Raw genomic sequence first — 17,902 nt, 5'->3', positions numbered from 1 at the left:
ATGTTCGAACGTTTGCGTGAAGATATCCAGAGCGTTTTCCATCGTGACCCAGCGGCGCGCAATGCTTTTGAAGTGCTGACCTGCTACCCGGGCATGCACGCCATCTGGATCCATCGCTTGTCCGGCGCCTTGTGGAACATGGGTTGGAAATGGTTGGCGCGGCTGGTCTCGAACTTCGGGCGCTGGTTGACCGGCATCGAGATCCATCCGGGCGCCAAGGTCGGCCGCCGGTTCTTCATCGACCACGGCATGGGCATCGTCATCGGCGAAACGGCGGAGATTGGCGACGATGTCACGCTGTACCAGGGCGTGACCCTCGGCGGCACCAGCTGGAACAAAGGCAAGCGACACCCGACGCTGGAAGACGGCGTCGTCGTCGGTGCCGGGGCCAAGGTGCTCGGGCCGTTCACGGTGGGCGCGGGGGCGAAAGTCGGCTCCAACGCGGTGGTGACCAAGGCCGTGCCCCCCGGCGCGACCGTGGTCGGCATTCCAGGTCGGATCATCGTCAAGTCGGACGAGGAGCAGGACGCCCGGCGCAAAGCCATGGCCGAGAAGATCGGTTTCGACGCCTACGGTGTTGGCGAAGACATGCCCGACCCGGTGGCTCGCGCCATCAATCAGTTGCTCGATCACCTGCAAGCGGTGGACGGGCGCCTGGAGGGGATGTGCGGCGCCCTCAAGGACCTCGGTAGTAATTATTGTGCCAAGGACCTGCCCGAACTGCGCGAAGAAGATTTCGCCTGCGTGAAGGACAAGGACGAAACCCGCGCCAGCTGATCTCGTCGCGGTGAAAGCTGGTCGCCGCAGGCCGGCCTTTGCTATGATGCGCGCGCTGTTTTGCGGGTAATCCCGAGTAAATCACTAGGTCTTATACTTGACTTAAATACTCGGGAATTGCATACTCGCCCCCATTCCGAACTCCGTGGTAATTGTCCATGCGACTGACTACAAAAGGCCGATACGCCGTGACCGCGATGCTGGATCTGGCATTGCACGCGCAGCACGGGCCGGTGTCCCTGGCCGATATCTCCGAGCGCCAGGGCATTTCCCTGTCTTACCTTGAACAGCTGTTTGCCAAGCTGCGCCGCAGCAACCTGGTTTCCAGCGTTCGTGGCCCCGGTGGCGGCTATCAGCTGTCGCGGGAGATGCAAGGCATTCAGGTCGCCCAGGTGATCGATGCCGTGAACGAATCGGTCGATGCGACCAAATGCCAGGGGCTGGGCGATTGCCATGGCGGCGATACTTGCCTGACCCATCATCTGTGGTGCGACTTGAGCCTGCAGATCCACGAATTTCTGAGCGGTATCAGCTTGGCCGACCTTGTGACTCGCCGTGAGGTGCAAGAAGTAGCCCAGCGTCAGGACCAGCGCCGTTGCAACAGCAAGGCGCCGCGCCTGGACAAGATTGAAGCGTCCGCCGTCGAATGACTGCCGCAGAGCACGCGGAACGCCAGCCAGCCTGATTTAGGAGAGAGTCCATGAAATTGCCGATTTACCTTGATTACTCTGCGACCACCCCGGTTGACCCGCGTGTCGCGCAAAAGATGAGTGAATGCCTGCTGGTCGACGGAAACTTCGGTAACCCGGCCTCGCGCTCCCACGTGTTCGGCTGGAAAGCCGAAGAGTCGGTCGAAAATGCCCGCCGCCAGGTCGCTGACCTGGTCAATGCCGACCCGCGTGAGATCGTCTGGACCTCTGGTGCTACCGAATCCGACAACCTGGCTATCAAGGGTGTCGCGCATTTCTACCACACCAAGGGCAAGCACCTGATCACCTCCAAGATCGAGCACAAGGCTGTCCTGGACACCATGCGCCAACTGGAGCGTGAAGGCTTCGAAGTCACCTACCTCGAGCCAGGCGAAGACGGCATCATCACCCCGGCCATGATCGAAGCTGCACTGCGCGACGACACCATCCTGGTGTCGATCATGCACGTGAACAACGAAATCGGCACCGTTAACGACATCGCTGCCATCGGCGAACTGACACGCTCCAAGGGCGTCCTGTTCCATGTCGACGGCGCGCAGTCTACCGGCAAGGTCGACATCGACCTGTCGAAGCTGAAAGTCGACCTGATGTCGTTCTCCGCCCACAAGACCTACGGCCCTAAAGGCATCGGCGCGCTGTACGTGAGCCGCAAGCCGCGTGTTCGCATCGAAGCGACCATGCACGGCGGCGGTCACGAACGCGGCATGCGTTCGGGCACCCTGGCGACCCACCAGATCGTCGGCATGGGCGAAGCCTTCCGCGTGGCCAAGGAAGACATGGCTGCCGAGAACGTGCGCATCAAGGCCCTGAGCGACCGTTTCTTCAAGCAGGTCGAGCACCTCGAGGAGCTCTACGTCAACGGCAGCATGACCGCCCGCGTACCGCACAACCTGAACCTGAGCTTCAACTACGTTGAAGGCGAGTCGCTGATCATGGCACTCAAGGACCTGGCCGTGTCGTCCGGTTCGGCGTGCACCTCGGCGTCGCTGGAACCTTCGTATGTACTGCGCGCCCTGGGCCGCAACGACGAACTGGCGCACAGCTCGATCCGCTTCACCTTCGGCCGCTTCACCACCGAAGAAGAAATCGATTACGCCGCGCAGAAAGTCTGCGAGGCCGTTACCAAGCTGCGCGCTCTGTCGCCGCTGTGGGATATGTACAAAGACGGCGTCGACATTTCGAAAATCGAATGGGCGGCGCACTGAGAAGTCGCCACCAGAGCGGCTCCACTGATGAGGATTAAAGCAAATGGCATATAGCGAAAAGGTCATCGACCACTACGAGAACCCGCGCAACGTCGGCAAGATGGACGCGCAGGATCCTGACGTCGGCACCGGCATGGTCGGCGCCCCGGCGTGCGGCGACGTCATGCGCCTGCAGATCAAGGTCAACGAGCAAGGCATCATCGAAGACGCCAAGTTCAAGACCTACGGCTGCGGCTCGGCCATCGCGTCCAGCTCCCTGGCCACTGAGTGGATGAAGGGCAAGACCCTCGATGAAGCCGAAACCATCAAGAACACCCAGCTGGCCGAAGAGCTGGCCCTGCCGCCAGTGAAGATCCACTGCTCGGTACTCGCCGAAGACGCCATCAAGGCTGCCGTTCGCGATTACAAGCAGAAGAAAGGCTTGATCTGACCCGCGTTACGGTAAGGAGTTTTCCATGGCTATCCAGATGACAGAAGCGGCAGCTAACCATATCCAGCGCTCACTTGCGGGGCGCGGCAAGGGCGAGGGTATCCGCCTGGGTGTTCGCACCACGGGCTGTTCTGGCCTCGCCTATGTACTGGAATTCGTCGACGAAGTCGGTGAAGACGACCAGGTGTTCGAAAGTCATGGTCAGAAAGTGATCATCGACCCGAAGAGCCTGACGTACCTGGACGGCACCGAGCTGGATTTCGTCAAGGAAGGGTTGAACGAAGGCTTCAAGTTCAACAACCCCAACGTGCGCGGTGAATGTGGCTGCGGCGAAAGCTTCAACATCTGAGGCAGCTTGTGGGTACTCCTTGTCACTTTGCGTTGTTCCAGATGCAGCCTGCGTTCCAGCTGGATCTCGAGCAGTTGTCCGCGCGTTATCTTGAATTGGCCCGTGGCGTCCATCCCGACCGCTTTGCCGATGCCTCCGAGGCGGAGCAGCGGCGGGCGCTCGAGCAGTCGGCGAACCTCAACGAGGCTTACCAGACGCTCAAGCACCCGGCCAAGCGCGCGCGTTACCTGCTCGCCATCAGCGGCCATGAGTTGCCGCTGGAGGTCACGGTCCACGATCCCGAGTTCCTGTTGCAGCAGATGCAATGGCGTGAGGAGCTCGAAGACCTGCAGGACAGCGCCGACCTGGCCGGTGTCGCGGTATTCAAGCGTCGCTTGAAAGACGCCCAGCAAACACTGAACGACAGCTTCGCAGCCTGCTGGAACGATGCCGCGCAACGCGAACAGGCCGAACGCCTGATGCGGCGCATGCAGTTCCTCGACAAGCTCACCTACGAAGTGCGCCAGCTAGAAGAGCGCCTCGACGATTAACCCAGTGCCGCTCCGGTCGCACGCCTGATTACAGATAAGTCCTGATTACGATGGCCCTACTGCAGATCGCCGAACCCGGCCAAAGTCCACAACCGCACCAGCGTCGCCTGGCTGTGGGGATCGACTTGGGTACCACCAACTCCCTGGTCGCTGCCTTGCGCAGCGGTCTCTCCGAACCGCTGGCCGACGAGCAGGGGCGGGTAATCCTGCCGTCCGCCGTGCGCTACCACGCCGATCGTGTCGAAGTGGGCGAGTCGGCCAAGCTGGCCGCCGCCACTGATCCATTCAATACCATCGTATCGGTCAAGCGCCTGATGGGTCGTGGTTTGTCCGACGTCAAGCAATTGGGCGATCAGCTGCCGTACCGCTTTGTCGGTGGCGAATCCCACATGCCGTTCATCGAAACCGTACAGGGCCCGAAAAGCCCGGTTGAAGTGTCCGCCGACATCCTCAAGGTCCTGCGCCAGCGTGCCGAAGCGGCGCTGGGCGGTGAACTGGTGGGTGCGGTCATCACTGTTCCAGCCTATTTCGATGATTCCCAGCGCCAAGCCACCAAGGATGCGGCCAAGCTCGCGGGCCTTAATGTGTTGCGCCTGCTCAACGAGCCGACCGCCGCGGCGGTTGCCTACGGCCTGGACCAGCATGCCGAAGGCCTCGTTGCCATCTACGACTTGGGCGGCGGTACTTTTGATATCTCTATCCTGCGCCTGACGGGCGGTGTTTTCGAAGTCCTGGCCACCGGCGGCGACAGTGCCCTGGGCGGCGATGACTTCGACCACGCCATTGCCGGCTGGATTATCGAGCAAGCGGGCCTCTGCGCCGACCTCGACCCGGGTGCGCAACGCCATCTGCTGCAAGCCGCCTGCGCCGCCAAGGAAGCCCTGACCGACGCCGTCTCCGTTGAAGTCGCTTATGGCGAGTGGAAAGCCTCCCTGACCCGCGAAACCTTCGATGCCCTGATCGAGCCCATGGTCGCCCGCAGCCTCAAGGCCTGCCGCCGTGCCGTGCGTGATTCCGGCGTTGAGCTTGAAGAGGTGAAGGCAGTGGTCATGGTCGGCGGTTCGACCCGCGTGCCTCGGGTTCGCGAAGCCGTCGCCGAAGCCTTTGGCCGCCAGCCGCTGACCGAAATCGACCCGGATCAGGTGGTCGCCATCGGCGCCGCGATCCAGGCTGACACCTTGGCCGGCAACAAGCGCGAAGGCGGCGAACTGCTGCTGCTCGATGTGATTCCGCTGTCCCTGGGCCTGGAAACCATGGGTGGCCTGATGGAGAAGGTGATCCCGCGCAACACCACCATCCCCGTCGCCCGCGCCCAAGACTTCACTACTTATAAAGACGGCCAGTCGGCCATGATGATCCACGTGCTGCAAGGCGAGCGTGAGCTGATCAGCGACTGCCGTTCCCTGGCCCGCTTCGAACTGCGCGGCATCCCGGCGATGGTTGCTGGTGCGGCGAAGATCCGCGTGACCTTCCAGGTCGATGCCGACGGTTTGCTCAACGTCTCTGCCCGCGAACTGGGTTCGGGCGTCGAAGCGAGCATCCAGGTCAAGCCGTCCTACGGCCTGACCGACGGCGAAATCGCCAAGATGCTCAAGGATTCCTTCCAGCACGCCAGCGACGACAAGGTCGCGCGCGTGCTGCGTGAGCAACAAGTCGACGCCCAGCGTCTGATCGAAGCCGTGCAAGCCGCCCTTGAAGCCGACGGTGACCGCCTGCTCGACGCTGAGGAGCGCATGGTCATCGAGCTGCAAGTGCAGGAGCTGTCCGAATTGCTCAAGGGCACCGATGGTTATGCCATCGAGCAGCAGACCAAGCGTCTGTCGCAAGTCACCGATGCCTTTGCTGCCCGCCGCCTGGACTCGACGGTGAAAGCCGCCCTGGCGGGGCGCAACCTGAATGAAATCGAGGAATAACTGATGCCGCAGGTGATTTTTCTGCCCCACGAGAAGTTCTGTCCTGAGGGCATGGTCGTGGAGGCCGAGCCCGGGATTTCCATTCTCGAGCTGGCCCATGAGCACCATATCGAGATCGAGAGTGCCTGTGGTGGCGTCTGTGCTTGCACGACGTGCCATTGCATCATTCGTGAGGGCTTCGATTCGCTGGAAGAGGCAGACGAGTTGGAAGAAGACTTCCTCGATCGGGCCTGGGGGCTGGAGGCACAATCGCGTCTGAGCTGCCAGGCAATCGTCGGCACTGAAGACCTGACCGTCGAAATCCCGAAATATTCGCTTAACCATGCGGCTGAAGCGCCGCACTGATGGTGAGACTGTCATGAGCTATGGTTGGAATGACGTACAACGCATCGCGGAAGAATTGGCCGAGGCCCACGAGGGTCTCGATCCGTACTCTGTAGGTTTCGTCCGTCTGCAGCAGATGATCCTGGAGCTGCCGGACTTCGATCCCACTTCTGGCCGAGTCGGCGAGAAGGTGTTGGAAGCGGTCCAGGAGCTCTGGGCCGCGGAATTGGACTGATCGCCTCGCAGGTTAGGCAATACCTAAGAACCCGCGTATAATTCGCGGGTTTAATTTTTCGTAAATTACCGTTTCTGGAGTTACACCATGGCTGTTCAACGTACTTTCTCCATTATCAAGCCTGACGCCGTTGCTAAAAACGTGATCGGCAAGATCGTTACCCGTTTCGAAGACGCTGGCCTGCGCGTTGTAGCTTCGAAAATGAAGCAGCTGTCCAAAGCCGAAGCCGAAGGCTTCTACGCTGAGCACAGCGAGCGCGGTTTCTTCGGTGAACTGGTAGCCTTCATGACTTCCGGTCCGGTTGTCGTTCAGGTGCTGGAAGGCGAAAACGCCATCGCTCGCAACCGTGAGCTGATGGGCGCTACCAACCCTAAAGAAGCCGCTGCCGGCACCATCCGCGCTGACTTCGCTGAATCGATCGACGCCAACGCCGTCCACGGTTCGGACTCCGAAGCCGCCGCTGCTCGCGAAATCGCTTACTTTTTCTCCGCTACTGAAGTAACCACTCGCTAAGCCCAGGCTTTTGAGTGAAGGTGAATCCATGACTACATCGAACGGCAAAACCAACCTGTTGGGCCTGACCCAGCCGGAAATGGAGAAATTCTTCGACTCGATCGGGGAGAAGCGTTTCCGTGCCGGCCAGGTGATGAAATGGATTCACCACTTTGGCGTCGACGACTTCGACGCCATGACGAATGTCAGCAAGGCCTTGCGCGAAAAGCTCAAGGCTGTTGCTGAAATTCGCGGTCCGGAAGTGGTCAGCGAGGACATCTCCAGCGACGGCACCCGTAAGTGGGTGGTGCGTGTGGCGTCCGGTAGCTGCGTCGAGACCGTCTACATTCCCCAGGGCAAGCGCGGCACCTTGTGCGTTTCGTCCCAGGCAGGCTGTGCCCTGGATTGCAGTTTCTGCTCCACCGGCAAGCAAGGCTTCAATAGCAACCTCACCGCCGCCGAAGTGATCGGCCAGGTGTGGATTGCCAACAAATCCTTTGGCAGCGTCCCGGCAACCGTCGACCGTGCCATCACCAACGTGGTGATGATGGGCATGGGTGAGCCGCTGCTGAACTTCGACAACGTCGTGGCCGCCATGCACCTGATGATGGATGACCTGGGCTACGGCATCTCCAAGCGCCGCGTGACCCTGTCCACCTCCGGCGTGGTGCCGATGATCGACGAGCTGGCCAAGCACATCGACGTTTCCCTGGCGCTGTCGCTGCACGCACCCAATGACGCATTGCGTAACCAATTGGTACCGATCAACAAGAAGTATCCGCTTAAGATGCTGCTCGAGTCGTGTCAGCGCTACATGTCGTCCCTGGGCGAAAAACGCGTGCTGACCATCGAGTACACCTTGCTCAAGGACGTGAACGACAAGGTTGAACACGCCGTCGAGATGATCGAGCTGCTCAAGAACATCCCCTGCAAGATCAACCTGATCCCGTTCAACCCGTTCCCGCATTCCGGCTACGAGCGCCCGAGCAATAATGCGATTCGTCGCTTCCAGGATCAGCTTCACCACGCTGGCTTCAACGTCACCGTGCGCACCACCCGCGGCGAAGACATCGACGCCGCGTGTGGCCAGTTGGTAGGACAGGTGCTGGATCGCACCCGTCGCAGCGAACGCTACATTGCCGTGCGCGAATTGAACGCCGCCGACGATGCAGTGCAAACCGCTGCGAACAGTCACTAAGAGAGGAACTCTATGTCCCTGCGCTTTGCGCTGCTGTTGCTGTTGGCCGGCCTTTGTTCCGGTTGTGTGCTGTCGGGTGACTACAACCCGATGAAGACCAGCAAAGGCCGCGACGAAGCGCGCGAAGCCTATGTGCAGTTGGGCATCGGCTATTTGCAGCAGGGCATGACCGAGCGGGCCAAGGTGCCTCTCAAGAAAGCCCTGGAGCTGGACGGCAGCGATGCCGATGCCAACGCGGCGCTGGCGCTGGTGTTCCAGGCGGAGATGGAGCCGGAACTGGCCGATGAGCATTTTCGCAATGCGCTGTCGGCCCGGCCGCAAGATGCCCGGTTCCTGAACAACTACGGCAGCTTCCTTTACGAGCAGGCCCGTTACAAAGAGGCCTACGAACGCTTCGAGCAAGCGGCCGCCGATACCCTTTATCCCGAACGTTCACGGGTTTTTGAAAACCTTGGCATGACCGCCGCGAAACTTGGCCAGCGCGACCTGGCCCGCCAGCAGCTTGAAAAGGCACTGCGACTCAACCGCCAGCAGCCGCGCGCATTGCTGGAAATGGCTGAGTTGTCTTACGAAGACAGGCATTATGTGCCCGCGCGTGACTATTACGAGCGTTTTAGCCTGCTGAGCGAGCAAAATGCACGTAGTCTATTGCTCGGCGTTCGGCTGGCACATGTGTTCGAAGACCGTGACAAGGCCGCAAGCTATGGCCTGCAACTCAAAAGACTCTATCCCGGTACGCCGGAATATCAGCAATACCTGTCGGAGCAATGATGAAAGCGGCGCATCCCGAAGTTGTAGCAGCGACTCGCGTAAATCCCGGTGAGACCCTGCGTCAAGCCCGCGAAAGCAATGGTTGGTCGCTGGCCGAAGTGGCCCTCAAGCTCAATCTCACCGTGACTTCCCTGGGCAATCTGGAAGCTGGCGCGTTCGACAAATTGCCTGGGCACACCTTTGCCCGGGGCTACATCCGCGCCTATGCCAAATTACTCGGCATGGACCAGACCGTGCTGGTCCAGCAATTCGATCAATACACCGGTTCCGACGCCCAGGGCAGCAGCGTGCACAGCCTGGGTCGTATCGAAGAGCCGGTGCGTGTTTCCCACACCATTTTGCGAATCGTCAGCCTGTTGCTGCTGATCGCGGTGATCGGTGGCGGTTTCGTCTGGTGGCAGGACCAGGCGTCCTTGCGCACCAAGGAACCGGTCGCCATGAACCCTGAACACGTTGAAGTCGAAGGTGCCGACGGCACCACCCAGATCCATCCGTTGGACGAGCCGGAAGACCAGGCTGTCGTTGAGGCGCAAACCGAAGGCGAAACCGCCCTGGCGTTGCCTCAGGGCCAGGATGGCACCGAGGCCGATGCTGCAGCGGGCGCCGCGCCGACCGCTCCATCGGTTGCCCCCCCGACTCCTGCGCCTGCCGCACCGACGGCTCCCGCCCACGCCGGCACCGCGTCGGCAGCTCCGGCCCCGACGCCGGCCGCGCCAGCGCCAACCGTGGCTACGCCGACGGCTCCCGCTACCCCGGCGGCTCCGGCAACCGCGGCGGCTCCGGCCCCGGGTGACGGTCAGGTACAGATCCAGTTCACCGCCGACTGCTGGACGCAAGTCACCGACGGCAACGGCAAGGTGCTGTTCAGTGGTCTCAAGCGCAAGGGCGACACCACCGCCATCAACGGCAAGCCTCCGTTTGCCATACGCCTGGGCTATGCCCGTGGCGCGCAGGTCAGCTACAACGGCCAACCGGTCGACGTGGCTCCGTTCACCAGTGGCGAGACCGCTCGCCTGAAGTTGGGTCAATAAGTCATGCACGGCGAATCTCCAATCAAACGTCGCGAATCCCGGAAGATCTGGGTCGGTAACGTGCCCGTGGGCGGCGATGCGCCAATCGCTGTGCAGAGCATGACCAACAGCGACACCAACGACGTAGCCGCCACGGTTGCGCAGATCAATCGCCTGGAAGCCGCCGGTGTCGACATCGTGCGGGTTTCGGTGCCGGACATGGACGCCGCCGAGGCGTTCGGCAAGATCAAGCAGCTGGTCAAGGTCCCGCTGGTAGCCGACATTCATTTCGATTACCGCATCGCTTTGCGCGTGGCCGAGCTGGGCGTCGACTGCCTGCGCATCAACCCGGGCAACATCGGTCGCGAAGACCGCGTGCGCGCGGTGGTGGATGCCGCCCGTGATCGCGGCATTCCGATCCGCATCGGCGTCAACGCCGGTTCCCTGGAAAAAGACCTGCAGAAGAAATACGGCGAACCGACCCCGGCCGCGCTGGTTGAGTCGGCCCTGCGTCACGTCGAGCACCTGGAACGCCTGAATTTCCCGGACTTCAAGGTCAGCGTGAAGGCGTCCGATGTGTTCATGGCCGTCGAAGCCTACCGCCTGCTGGCCAAGGAAATCGTCCAGCCGCTGCACCTGGGCATCACTGAAGCCGGTGGGTTGCGTTCGGGTACGGTGAAATCTGCCGTCGGCCTCGGTATGCTGCTCGCCGAAGGGATTGGCGATACCATCCGCATCTCGCTGGCGGCGGACCCGGTCGAGGAAGTGAAAGTCGGCTACGACATTCTCAAATCCTTGCACCTGCGTTCCCGCGGTATCAACTTCATCGCCTGCCCGAGCTGCTCACGGCAGAACTTCGATGTGGTCAAGACCATGAACGAGCTGGAAGGGCGCCTTGAAGACTTGCTGGTGCCGCTGGATGTCGCGGTGATCGGCTGCGTGGTCAACGGGCCGGGCGAAGCCAAGGAGGCCCATATCGGCCTGACTGGCGGTACGCCGAACCTGATTTACATCGACGGCAAGCCGTCGCAGAAACTGACGAATGACAATCTGGTGGATGAGCTGGAACGGCTGATCCGCCAGAAAGCGGCCGAAAAGGTCGAAGCCGACGCAGCGGTCATCGCGCGCGGTTAAGTCGAAAGATTAAGGAATACATGTGAGCAAGTCTCTGCAAGCCATTCGTGGCATGAACGACATCCTGCCCGAGCAGACGCCCCTGTGGCGCTATTTCGAGGGCACCGTGGCGCGTTTGCTGGATAACTACGGTTACCGGCAGATCCGCATGCCGATCGTCGAATTCACCGAGCTGTTCAAGCGCTCCATCGGCGAAGTCACCGACATCGTCGAGAAAGAGATGTACACCTTCGACGACCGCAACGGCGATTCGCTGACCCTGCGTCCCGAAGGCACCGCGGCGTGCGTGCGTGCGGTGCTCGAACACGGCATCACCGGTGGCGGCCAGGTGCAGAAACTCTGGTACGTCGGCCCGATGTTCCGTCACGAGCGTCCGCAAAAAGGCCGTTATCGCCAGTTCCACCAAATCGGCCTCGAAGTGTTCAACCTGGAAGGTCCGGACATCGACGCCGAGCTGATCGTCATGACCTGGCGCCTGTGGGGGGAGCTGGGGCTGCGCGATGCGGTCAAGCTTGAGCTCAACAGCCTGGGCACCAGCGAGTCCCGTGGCCGTTATCGCGAAGCGTTGGTGGAATTTCTTTCCGGGCACGTGGACAAGCTGGACGAAGACAGCCAACGCCGCCTGAAGACTAATCCACTGCGGGTACTGGACACCAAGAATCCGGAAACCCAGGCGATCCTGGTCGACGCGCCGAAAATGGCCGACTACCTCGACGACGAATCCCGTGCGCATTTCGAAGGGCTGAAGGCGCGCCTGGACGCCGTCGGCATTCCCTACGTGATCAACCCCAAGTTGGTCCGTGGCCTGGATTACTACAGCAAGACCGTATTCGAATGGGTCACCGACAAGCTCGGCGCCCAGGGCACCGTGTGTGCCGGCGGCCGCTACGACGGGCTGGTGGAGCAGATGGGTGGCAAGCCGACCCCGGGCGTGGGCTTTGCCATGGGCATCGAGCGCCTGGTACTGATGCTTGAAGCACTGGACAAGGTGCCTGAAGCGTTGGCCCGCCAGGTTGACGTCTACCTGTGCGCCTTCGGCGAGGCCGCCGAACTGGCAGCCCTGGCCCTGAGCGAACGGGTCCGCGACCAATTGCCCAACCTGCGCCTGCAGATCAATGCCGGCGGCGGCAGTTTCAAAAGCCAATTCAAGAAGGCCGACAAGAGCGGTGCGTTGTACGCATTGATCCTCGGCGACGACGAACTGGCCCAACAAGTGGTAGGTTTCAAACCCCTGCGTGGCCAGGGCGAACAACAAAGCATTGCCTGGGATGCGCTTGCTGCACACCTGGCCACCTGCGTCGTGCAGGGTTGAAGCTGTCAAACAGCCGATTTAGCGATTAAGGAGTATTGGGGTGTCGAGTAGCGAAGATGAACAGCTGGCGGATTTGAAGGACTGGTGGACGCGCAACGGCAAGCCACTGCTCACTGGCGGCCTGCTGGCGCTGGTCATCGTGTTCGGCTGGCAGGCCTACCAGAAATACCAGGGCAACCAGTCGCAAGGCGCCTCGATGCTCTATCAGCAACTGCTGGAAACCACCCTGACACCGGACGGCAAGCCTGACGCTGCCCGCGTGGCGGACCTGGCTGGCAAGCTCAACAAAGAGTTCGGCGGCACCGCCTACGCCCAGTACGGCAGCCTGTTCGTGGCCAAGGTCGCGGTAGACAGCGGCAAACTGGACGACGCGGCCACCGAGCTGAAGGCCATCGTCGACAAGCCGGCCAACCCGACCCTGGGTGAAGTGGCGCGTCAGCGTCTGGCACAGGTGCTGGCGGCGCAGAACAAGGCTGAAGACGCCTTGAAGCTGCTCGACGGCGACGCCGACAAGGCGTTCCTGGCAACTCGCGAAGAACTCAAGGGCGACCTGCTGGTACAGCTGGGCCGCGCTGATGAGGCCCATGCGGCCTACCAAAAAGCCAAGGCTGCGCTGTCGGATGAAGCCGCGGTCGGTGGCCTGCAAATCAAGCTGGACGACCTGGCTAAAGGGGATGCGTGACGTGATCCGTTGGAAACATGCAGCATTGCTGGCCCTGGCCATTCTGGCCGCGGGTTGCAGCAGCAACAGCAAGAAAGAACTGCCTCCAGCCGAACTGACCGACTTCAAAGAAGAAGTCGTGTTGCAGAAGCAATGGAGCCGTTCCATCGGTGACGGCCAGGGCGAAACCTACAACATGCTGGTGCCGGCTATCGACGGCGACACCATCTATGCCGGCGACGTCACGGGCGTCATCATGGCGATGGACCGCATGAACGGTGACGTGAAGTGGGAGCAGGATCTTGAACTGCCTGTGTCCGGCGCCGTTGGCGTGGGTTACGGGCTGGTGATGATCGGCACGCTCAAGGGTGAGATCGTCGCCCTGGACGCGAGCAGTGGTGAAGAGAAATGGCGCGCCCGCGTGACCAGTGAAGTCCTTGCACCGCCTGCCACCAACGGTGACGTAGTGGTGATCCAGACCCAGGATGACCGTCTGATCGGTTTGGATGCCGCCACCGGCAACCAACGTTGGTTGTATGACAGCACCCCGGCGGTACTGACCCTGCGCGGCACCAGCGCACCGATTGTCACCAACCGCCTCGCGGTGGCTGGTTTGTCGACCGGTAAAGTCGTTGCCCTGGACATTTCCAACGGCGTACCGGTGTGGGAACAGCGAGTAGCCATTCCGCAAGGACGTTCGGAGCTGGAGCGCGTGGTCGACATCGACGGTGGCCTGCTGCTGTCCGGCGGCACGCTCTACGTTGCCAGCTACCAGGGCCGCGTTGCGGCGCTGGACCTGGAAAGCGGCCGTGTGTTGTGGCAGCGCGATGCCTCCAGCTACGCCGGTGTCGCCCAAGGCTTCGGCAGCGTCTATGTGAGCCTGTCCTCGGGCACCGTCGAAAGCGTTGACGAGCGTTCCACCACGGCATTGTGGAGCAATGATTCCCTGGCCCGCCGTCAGCTGTCGGCCCCGGAAGTGTTCTCCAGCTACGTTGCAGTGGGTGACCTGGAAGGTTACCTGCACCTGCTCAGCCAGGTGGACGGTCGTTTCGTCGGCCGCGAGCGCATCGACAGCGACGGCCTGCGTGCCCGTCCGCTGGTGGTGGGCGACATGATTTATGTGTATGGCAACAGCGGCAAACTGGAAGCCCTGACCATCAAGTAAGACTATGCTTGGGGCTAATCCCCCAAGCGGCCTTGTTCGCAAGGTTTGCAGTGCTTCCATGGGCTGCCCCGAGCACCAGCCGCTGCCTCGCAGCGGCTTTTGTATTTTCTGAAATAACGAAGTGGAGAGCCGCATGGTTCCCGTAATCGCCCTGGTGGGCCGACCGAACGTCGGCAAGTCCACCTTGTTCAACCGCCTGACCAGGACTCGCGACGCCATCGTCGGCGACTTGTCCGGTCTGACCCGTGATCGCCAATACGGTGAGGCCAAGTGGCAAGGGCGTACCTATATTCTGGTCGACACCGGCGGCATCTCCGGTGATGAACATGGCATGGATGAGAAAATGGCCGAGCAGTCGCTGCTCGCCATTGAAGAAGCCGATGTGGTGCTGTTCCTGGTAGACGCCAAGGCTGGTTTTACCGCCGCTGACCAGATGATCGCCGAGCACTTGCGCAAACGTAACAAGCGCTCCTACGTGGTTGCCAACAAGGTCGACAATATCGACCCGGACATGGCTCGCGCCGAGTTCGCACCATTGGGCATGGGCCAGGCGATCCCGATCGCCGGCGCCCACGGTCGCGGCATCACCCAGATGCTGGAAATCGCCCTGGCTGATTTCCCCAAGGACGACGCAGACGAGCCGGAAGAGGGCGAGGAAGAAATCGTTGCTGAAGGCGAGGAAGCCAAGCGCATTCCAGGCCCGAGCGAAAAAGACGGGATCAAAATCGCCATCATCGGCCGCCCTAACGTCGGCAAGTCGACCCTGGTCAACCGCATGCTCGGCGAAGACCGGGTCATCGTCTACGACCAGCCCGGCACCACCCGCGACAGCATCTACATTCCCTTCGAACGTAACGAAGAGAAGTACACGCTGATCGACACCGCCGGTGTGCGCAAGCGCGGCAAGATCCACGAAGAAGTCGAAAAATTCTCCGTGGTCAAGACCCTGCAAGCGATCAAAGACGCCAACGTGGTGATCTTCGTAATGGACGCCCGCGAAGGCGTGGTCGATCACGACTTGAACCTGCTGGGCTTTGCCCTGGAAGCCGGTCGTGCGCTGGTCATCGCGATCAACAAGTGGGACGGCATGACGCCGAGCGAGCGCGATTATGTGAAGGTCGAATTGCAGCGCCGGCTGTTCTTTGTCGACTTCGCCGACATCCACTTTATCTCGGCCCTCCACGGCACCGGCGTGGGCAACCTCTACGCTTCGGTACAGAACTCGTTCAAGTCGGCGGTCACTCGCTGGCCGACCAACCGCCTGACCCAGATCCTCGAAGATGCGGTGGGCGAACACGCGCCACCGATGGTCAACAATCGGCGGATCAAGTTGCGCTACGCCCACTTGGGTGGCGCCAACCCGCCGATCATCGTGATCCACGGTAACCAGATCGAGAAGGTGCCCAAGTCGTACGTTCGCTACCTGGAGAATACCTATCGCCGCGTCCTGAAGCTGGTCGGCACGCCGATCCGCATCGAGTTCAAGGGCGGCGAGAACCCGTACGAAGGCAACAAGAACACCCTCACCGATCGCCAGGTCAACAAGAAGCGCCGCTTGATGTCGCACCACAAGAAGGCCGACAAGAAGCGCCGCGATAAGAAATAGAAGCAGCGGCAAGTTTCAAGCTACAAGCTGCAAGTTTGGTGCGCATCAGCTTGTAGCTTGTAGTTTGTAGCTTGTAGCTTGTAGCTCGCAGAAGGCGCGTCCAATGATCACCAGCAAGTTGCCGAATGTCGGCATCACGATTTTCACCCAGATGTCCCAGCTCGCGGCGCAGACCGGCGCGCTCAACCTGTCTCAAGGGTTTCCCGATTTCGATGGTCCGCAGGCCCTGCGCGATGCGGTTGGCCGGCATATCGCCCAAGGCCATAACCAATATTCGCCGATGACTGGCCTGCCAGCGCTGCGGCAGCAGATCGCGGCAAAGATCGTCCGCAGTTATGGCGCCACCGTCGATGCCGATCAGGAAGTCACCGTGACCCCCGGCGCGACCCAGGCGATTTTCTGCGCCATCGCGGCGGTGGTTCACAGCGGCGACGAGGTGATTGTCTTCGACCCTGCCTACGACAGCTACGAGCCTGCCGTGCAGTTGGCCGGCGGGCGTTGCGTGCATGTGCAATTGGGCCTGGATGACTTCGCCATCGACTTCGAGAAGCTCGGCGAAGCCCTGAGCCCGCGTACGCGCATGATCATCCTCAATACCCCGCACAACCCCAGCGGCGCATTGATCAGCCGCGCCGAGCTGGACCAGTTGGCGGCGCTGATTCGCGACCGCGACATTTACCTGATCAGCGATGAAGTCTATGAACACCTGGTGTTCGACGGCGTACCCCACGCCAGCGTCCTCGCCCACGAAGAGCTGTATCGCCGCGCTTTCGTGGTCAGTTCGTTCGGCAAGACCTATCACGTCACCGGCTGGAAAACCGGCTACGTGGTGGCGCCAGCGGCCCTGACTGCGGAGCTGCGCAAAGTGCACCAGTACGTCAGCTTCTGCGGCGTGACGCCGTTGCAGTACGCCCTGGCCGACTACATGGCCGAGCACCCGGAACACGTTGACGAACTGCCGGACTTCTATCAGGCCAAGCGCGACCTGTTCTGCGATCTGCTGGCGCCGTCGCGCTTCAACTTCAAGCGGGTCGCCGGCACTTATTTCCAGCTGGTGGATTATTCGCAGATTCGCCCGGACCTGAATGACGTCGACATGGCCGTCTGGATGACCCGCGAACATGGCGTAGCGACCATTCCGATTTCCGTCTTCTACCAGAACCCGCCCCAAGGCCAGCGCCTGGTGCGCCTGTGCTTTGCCAAACGCGAGGAGACGCTGCGCGAAGCGGCGGAAAAACTATGCGTGATTTGAGTGCATTGCCGGACCTGAACATTGCCTTGATCCAGACCACCTTGGCCTGGCACGACCGCCAGGCGAACCTGGAGCATTTCGAGACGCTGCTCGAACAGTCGCGCGGGGCGGACCTGATCATCCTGCCGGAAATGTTCACCACCGGGTTTTCCATGGAGTCCGAAACCCTGGCGGAGCCTGAAAACGGCCCCGCCAGCCAATGGCTCAAGGTCCAGGCGGCGAAGCTGGACGCGGTGGTCACCGGCAGTGTGATCGTCCAGGCCAGCGACGGCAGCCATCGCAACCGCTTGCTGTGGGCGCGACCGGGCGGCGAAGTGCTGCATTACGACAAGCGCCATCTGTTCCGCATGGCGGGTGAACACAATCACTACACACCGGGTGATCAGCAGGTGTTGTTCGAGCTCAAGGGCTGGCGGATTCGGCCGCTGATCTGCTACGACCTGCGCTTCCCGGCGTGGAGTCGCGATGCCGAGGACACCGACCTGTTGCTGTACACCGCCAACTGGCCGGGCGCCCGGCGCCAGCATTGGAATCGGCTGCTGCCGGCCCGTGCCATCGAAAACCTTTGCTATGTGGCGGCGGTGAACCGTATCGGCACCGACGGCAAGGGTTTCGCCTACACCGGCGACAGCCAGGTGCTGGACTTCCAGGGCGAGACACTCCTCAGCGCCGGCGAGGCCGACGGCGTGTTCAGCGTTCGCCTGAGCGCGGCGGACCTGGCGGCGTACCGCACACGGTTCCCGGCGAACCTGGACGCTGATCGCTTCGAATTCGTATATTGAAACGATTCAGCCCTCAAGGACCGCTGTAGCAGGCCGATAACGGGTC

Annotated in this window: 20 protein-coding genes; all 20 read left to right on the top strand. The window is 61.4% G+C overall.

All coding sequences use genetic code 11. From position 1 onward, the window contains the following. On the top strand, window positions 1–777 hold the full coding sequence (gene cysE / locus J3P95_RS20715) for a serine O-acetyltransferase (protein WP_186634742.1): 777 nt from the start codon (window positions 1–3) through the stop codon (window positions 775–777). Window positions 778–935: 158 nt separating this feature from the next. Beyond that, entirely contained in the window at window positions 936–1,427 is a 492-nt protein-coding gene (iscR, locus tag J3P95_RS20710) for a Fe-S cluster assembly transcriptional regulator IscR (RefSeq protein WP_434558544.1), read from the top strand. Between the two features lie 50 nt (window positions 1,428–1,477). Beyond that, window positions 1,478–2,692 (top strand): IscS subfamily cysteine desulfurase, encoded by a 1,215-nt coding sequence (locus tag J3P95_RS20705; protein WP_434558543.1) that lies wholly within the window; start codon window positions 1,478–1,480, stop codon window positions 2,690–2,692. 43 nt (window positions 2,693–2,735) lie between these two features. Beyond that, window positions 2,736–3,122: a Fe-S cluster assembly scaffold IscU gene (iscU, locus tag J3P95_RS20700; protein WP_003185157.1), complete on the top strand. Its 387-nt coding sequence runs from the start codon at window positions 2,736–2,738 to the stop codon at window positions 3,120–3,122. A 25-nt stretch (window positions 3,123–3,147) separates the two neighbouring features. Next, window positions 3,148–3,471, top strand: coding sequence for an iron-sulfur cluster assembly protein IscA (gene iscA / locus J3P95_RS20695; RefSeq protein ID WP_003185155.1), 324 nt, complete (start codon window positions 3,148–3,150; stop codon window positions 3,469–3,471). Between the two features lie 8 nt (window positions 3,472–3,479). Then, window positions 3,480–4,001, top strand: coding sequence for a co-chaperone HscB (hscB, locus tag J3P95_RS20690; RefSeq protein ID WP_250964535.1), 522 nt, complete (start codon window positions 3,480–3,482; stop codon window positions 3,999–4,001). A 50-nt stretch (window positions 4,002–4,051) separates the two neighbouring features. Next, a complete protein-coding gene (gene hscA, locus J3P95_RS20685; RefSeq protein WP_434579871.1) occupies window positions 4,052–5,914 on the top strand; it encodes a Fe-S protein assembly chaperone HscA in 1,863 nt (620 codons plus the stop codon). Window positions 5,915–5,917: 3 nt separating this feature from the next. Then, window positions 5,918–6,259 carry an ISC system 2Fe-2S type ferredoxin gene (fdx, locus tag J3P95_RS20680; RefSeq protein WP_039592120.1) on the top strand — a complete coding sequence of 114 codons (342 nt, stop codon included), beginning with the start codon at window positions 5,918–5,920 and terminating at the stop codon, window positions 6,257–6,259. A 13-nt stretch (window positions 6,260–6,272) separates the two neighbouring features. Then, a complete protein-coding gene (gene iscX, locus J3P95_RS20675) occupies window positions 6,273–6,473 on the top strand; it encodes a Fe-S cluster assembly protein IscX (protein WP_434558538.1) in 201 nt (66 codons plus the stop codon). An 87-nt stretch (window positions 6,474–6,560) separates the two neighbouring features. Beyond that, a complete protein-coding gene (ndk, locus tag J3P95_RS20670; RefSeq protein WP_042727994.1) occupies window positions 6,561–6,986 on the top strand; it encodes a nucleoside-diphosphate kinase in 426 nt (141 codons plus the stop codon). Between the two features lie 28 nt (window positions 6,987–7,014). Then, window positions 7,015–8,163: a 23S rRNA (adenine(2503)-C(2))-methyltransferase RlmN gene (rlmN, locus tag J3P95_RS20665; RefSeq protein ID WP_434558537.1), complete on the top strand. Its 1,149-nt coding sequence runs from the start codon at window positions 7,015–7,017 to the stop codon at window positions 8,161–8,163. A gap of 12 nt (window positions 8,164–8,175) precedes the next feature. Continuing rightward, complete coding sequence (pilW, locus tag J3P95_RS20660; RefSeq protein ID WP_434558536.1) at window positions 8,176–8,934, top strand: type IV pilus biogenesis/stability protein PilW; 759 nt, start codon at window positions 8,176–8,178, stop codon at window positions 8,932–8,934. After that, a complete protein-coding gene (locus J3P95_RS20655) occupies window positions 8,934–9,965 on the top strand; it encodes a RodZ domain-containing protein (RefSeq protein WP_434558535.1) in 1,032 nt (343 codons plus the stop codon). The genes pilW and J3P95_RS20655 overlap by 1 nt, the downstream gene beginning before the upstream one ends. Window positions 9,966–9,968: 3 nt before the next feature. Continuing rightward, a complete protein-coding gene (gene ispG, locus J3P95_RS20650) occupies window positions 9,969–11,078 on the top strand; it encodes a flavodoxin-dependent (E)-4-hydroxy-3-methylbut-2-enyl-diphosphate synthase (protein ID WP_434558534.1) in 1,110 nt (369 codons plus the stop codon). Between the two features lie 22 nt (window positions 11,079–11,100). After that, window positions 11,101–12,390, top strand: a complete 1,290-nt coding sequence (hisS, locus tag J3P95_RS20645) for a histidine--tRNA ligase (protein WP_434558533.1) — start codon at window positions 11,101–11,103, stop codon at window positions 12,388–12,390. Window positions 12,391–12,430: 40 nt separating this feature from the next. Next, window positions 12,431–13,072: a tetratricopeptide repeat protein gene (locus tag J3P95_RS20640; RefSeq protein ID WP_434558532.1), complete on the top strand. Its 642-nt coding sequence runs from the start codon at window positions 12,431–12,433 to the stop codon at window positions 13,070–13,072. Next, the gene (bamB, locus tag J3P95_RS20635) at window positions 13,065–14,216 is read left to right on the top strand and encodes an outer membrane protein assembly factor BamB (RefSeq protein ID WP_434558531.1); all 1,152 of its coding nucleotides are present in this window, start codon (window positions 13,065–13,067) and stop codon (window positions 14,214–14,216) included. The genes J3P95_RS20640 and bamB overlap by 8 nt, the downstream gene beginning before the upstream one ends. A 133-nt stretch (window positions 14,217–14,349) precedes the next feature. Next, on the top strand, window positions 14,350–15,822 hold the full coding sequence (gene der, locus J3P95_RS20630) for a ribosome biogenesis GTPase Der (protein ID WP_186611099.1): 1,473 nt from the start codon (window positions 14,350–14,352) through the stop codon (window positions 15,820–15,822). Window positions 15,823–15,925: 103 nt separating this feature from the next. Then, window positions 15,926–17,074: a pyridoxal phosphate-dependent aminotransferase gene (locus tag J3P95_RS20625; RefSeq protein ID WP_434579876.1), complete on the top strand. Its 1,149-nt coding sequence runs from the start codon at window positions 15,926–15,928 to the stop codon at window positions 17,072–17,074. Next, on the top strand, window positions 17,062–17,856 hold the full coding sequence (locus J3P95_RS20620) for an amidohydrolase (protein WP_434558529.1): 795 nt from the start codon (window positions 17,062–17,064) through the stop codon (window positions 17,854–17,856). Before J3P95_RS20625 ends, J3P95_RS20620 begins: the two co-directional genes overlap by 13 nt. Window positions 17,857–17,902: the final 46 nt, after the last annotated feature.

The sequence above is a fragment of the Pseudomonas sp. Z5-35 genome, from assembly GCF_051131945.1.
GTDB classification, from domain to species: domain Bacteria; phylum Pseudomonadota; class Gammaproteobacteria; order Pseudomonadales; family Pseudomonadaceae; genus Aquipseudomonas; species Aquipseudomonas marvdashtae.
This window is presented reverse-complemented; position numbering and strand designations above follow the sequence as displayed.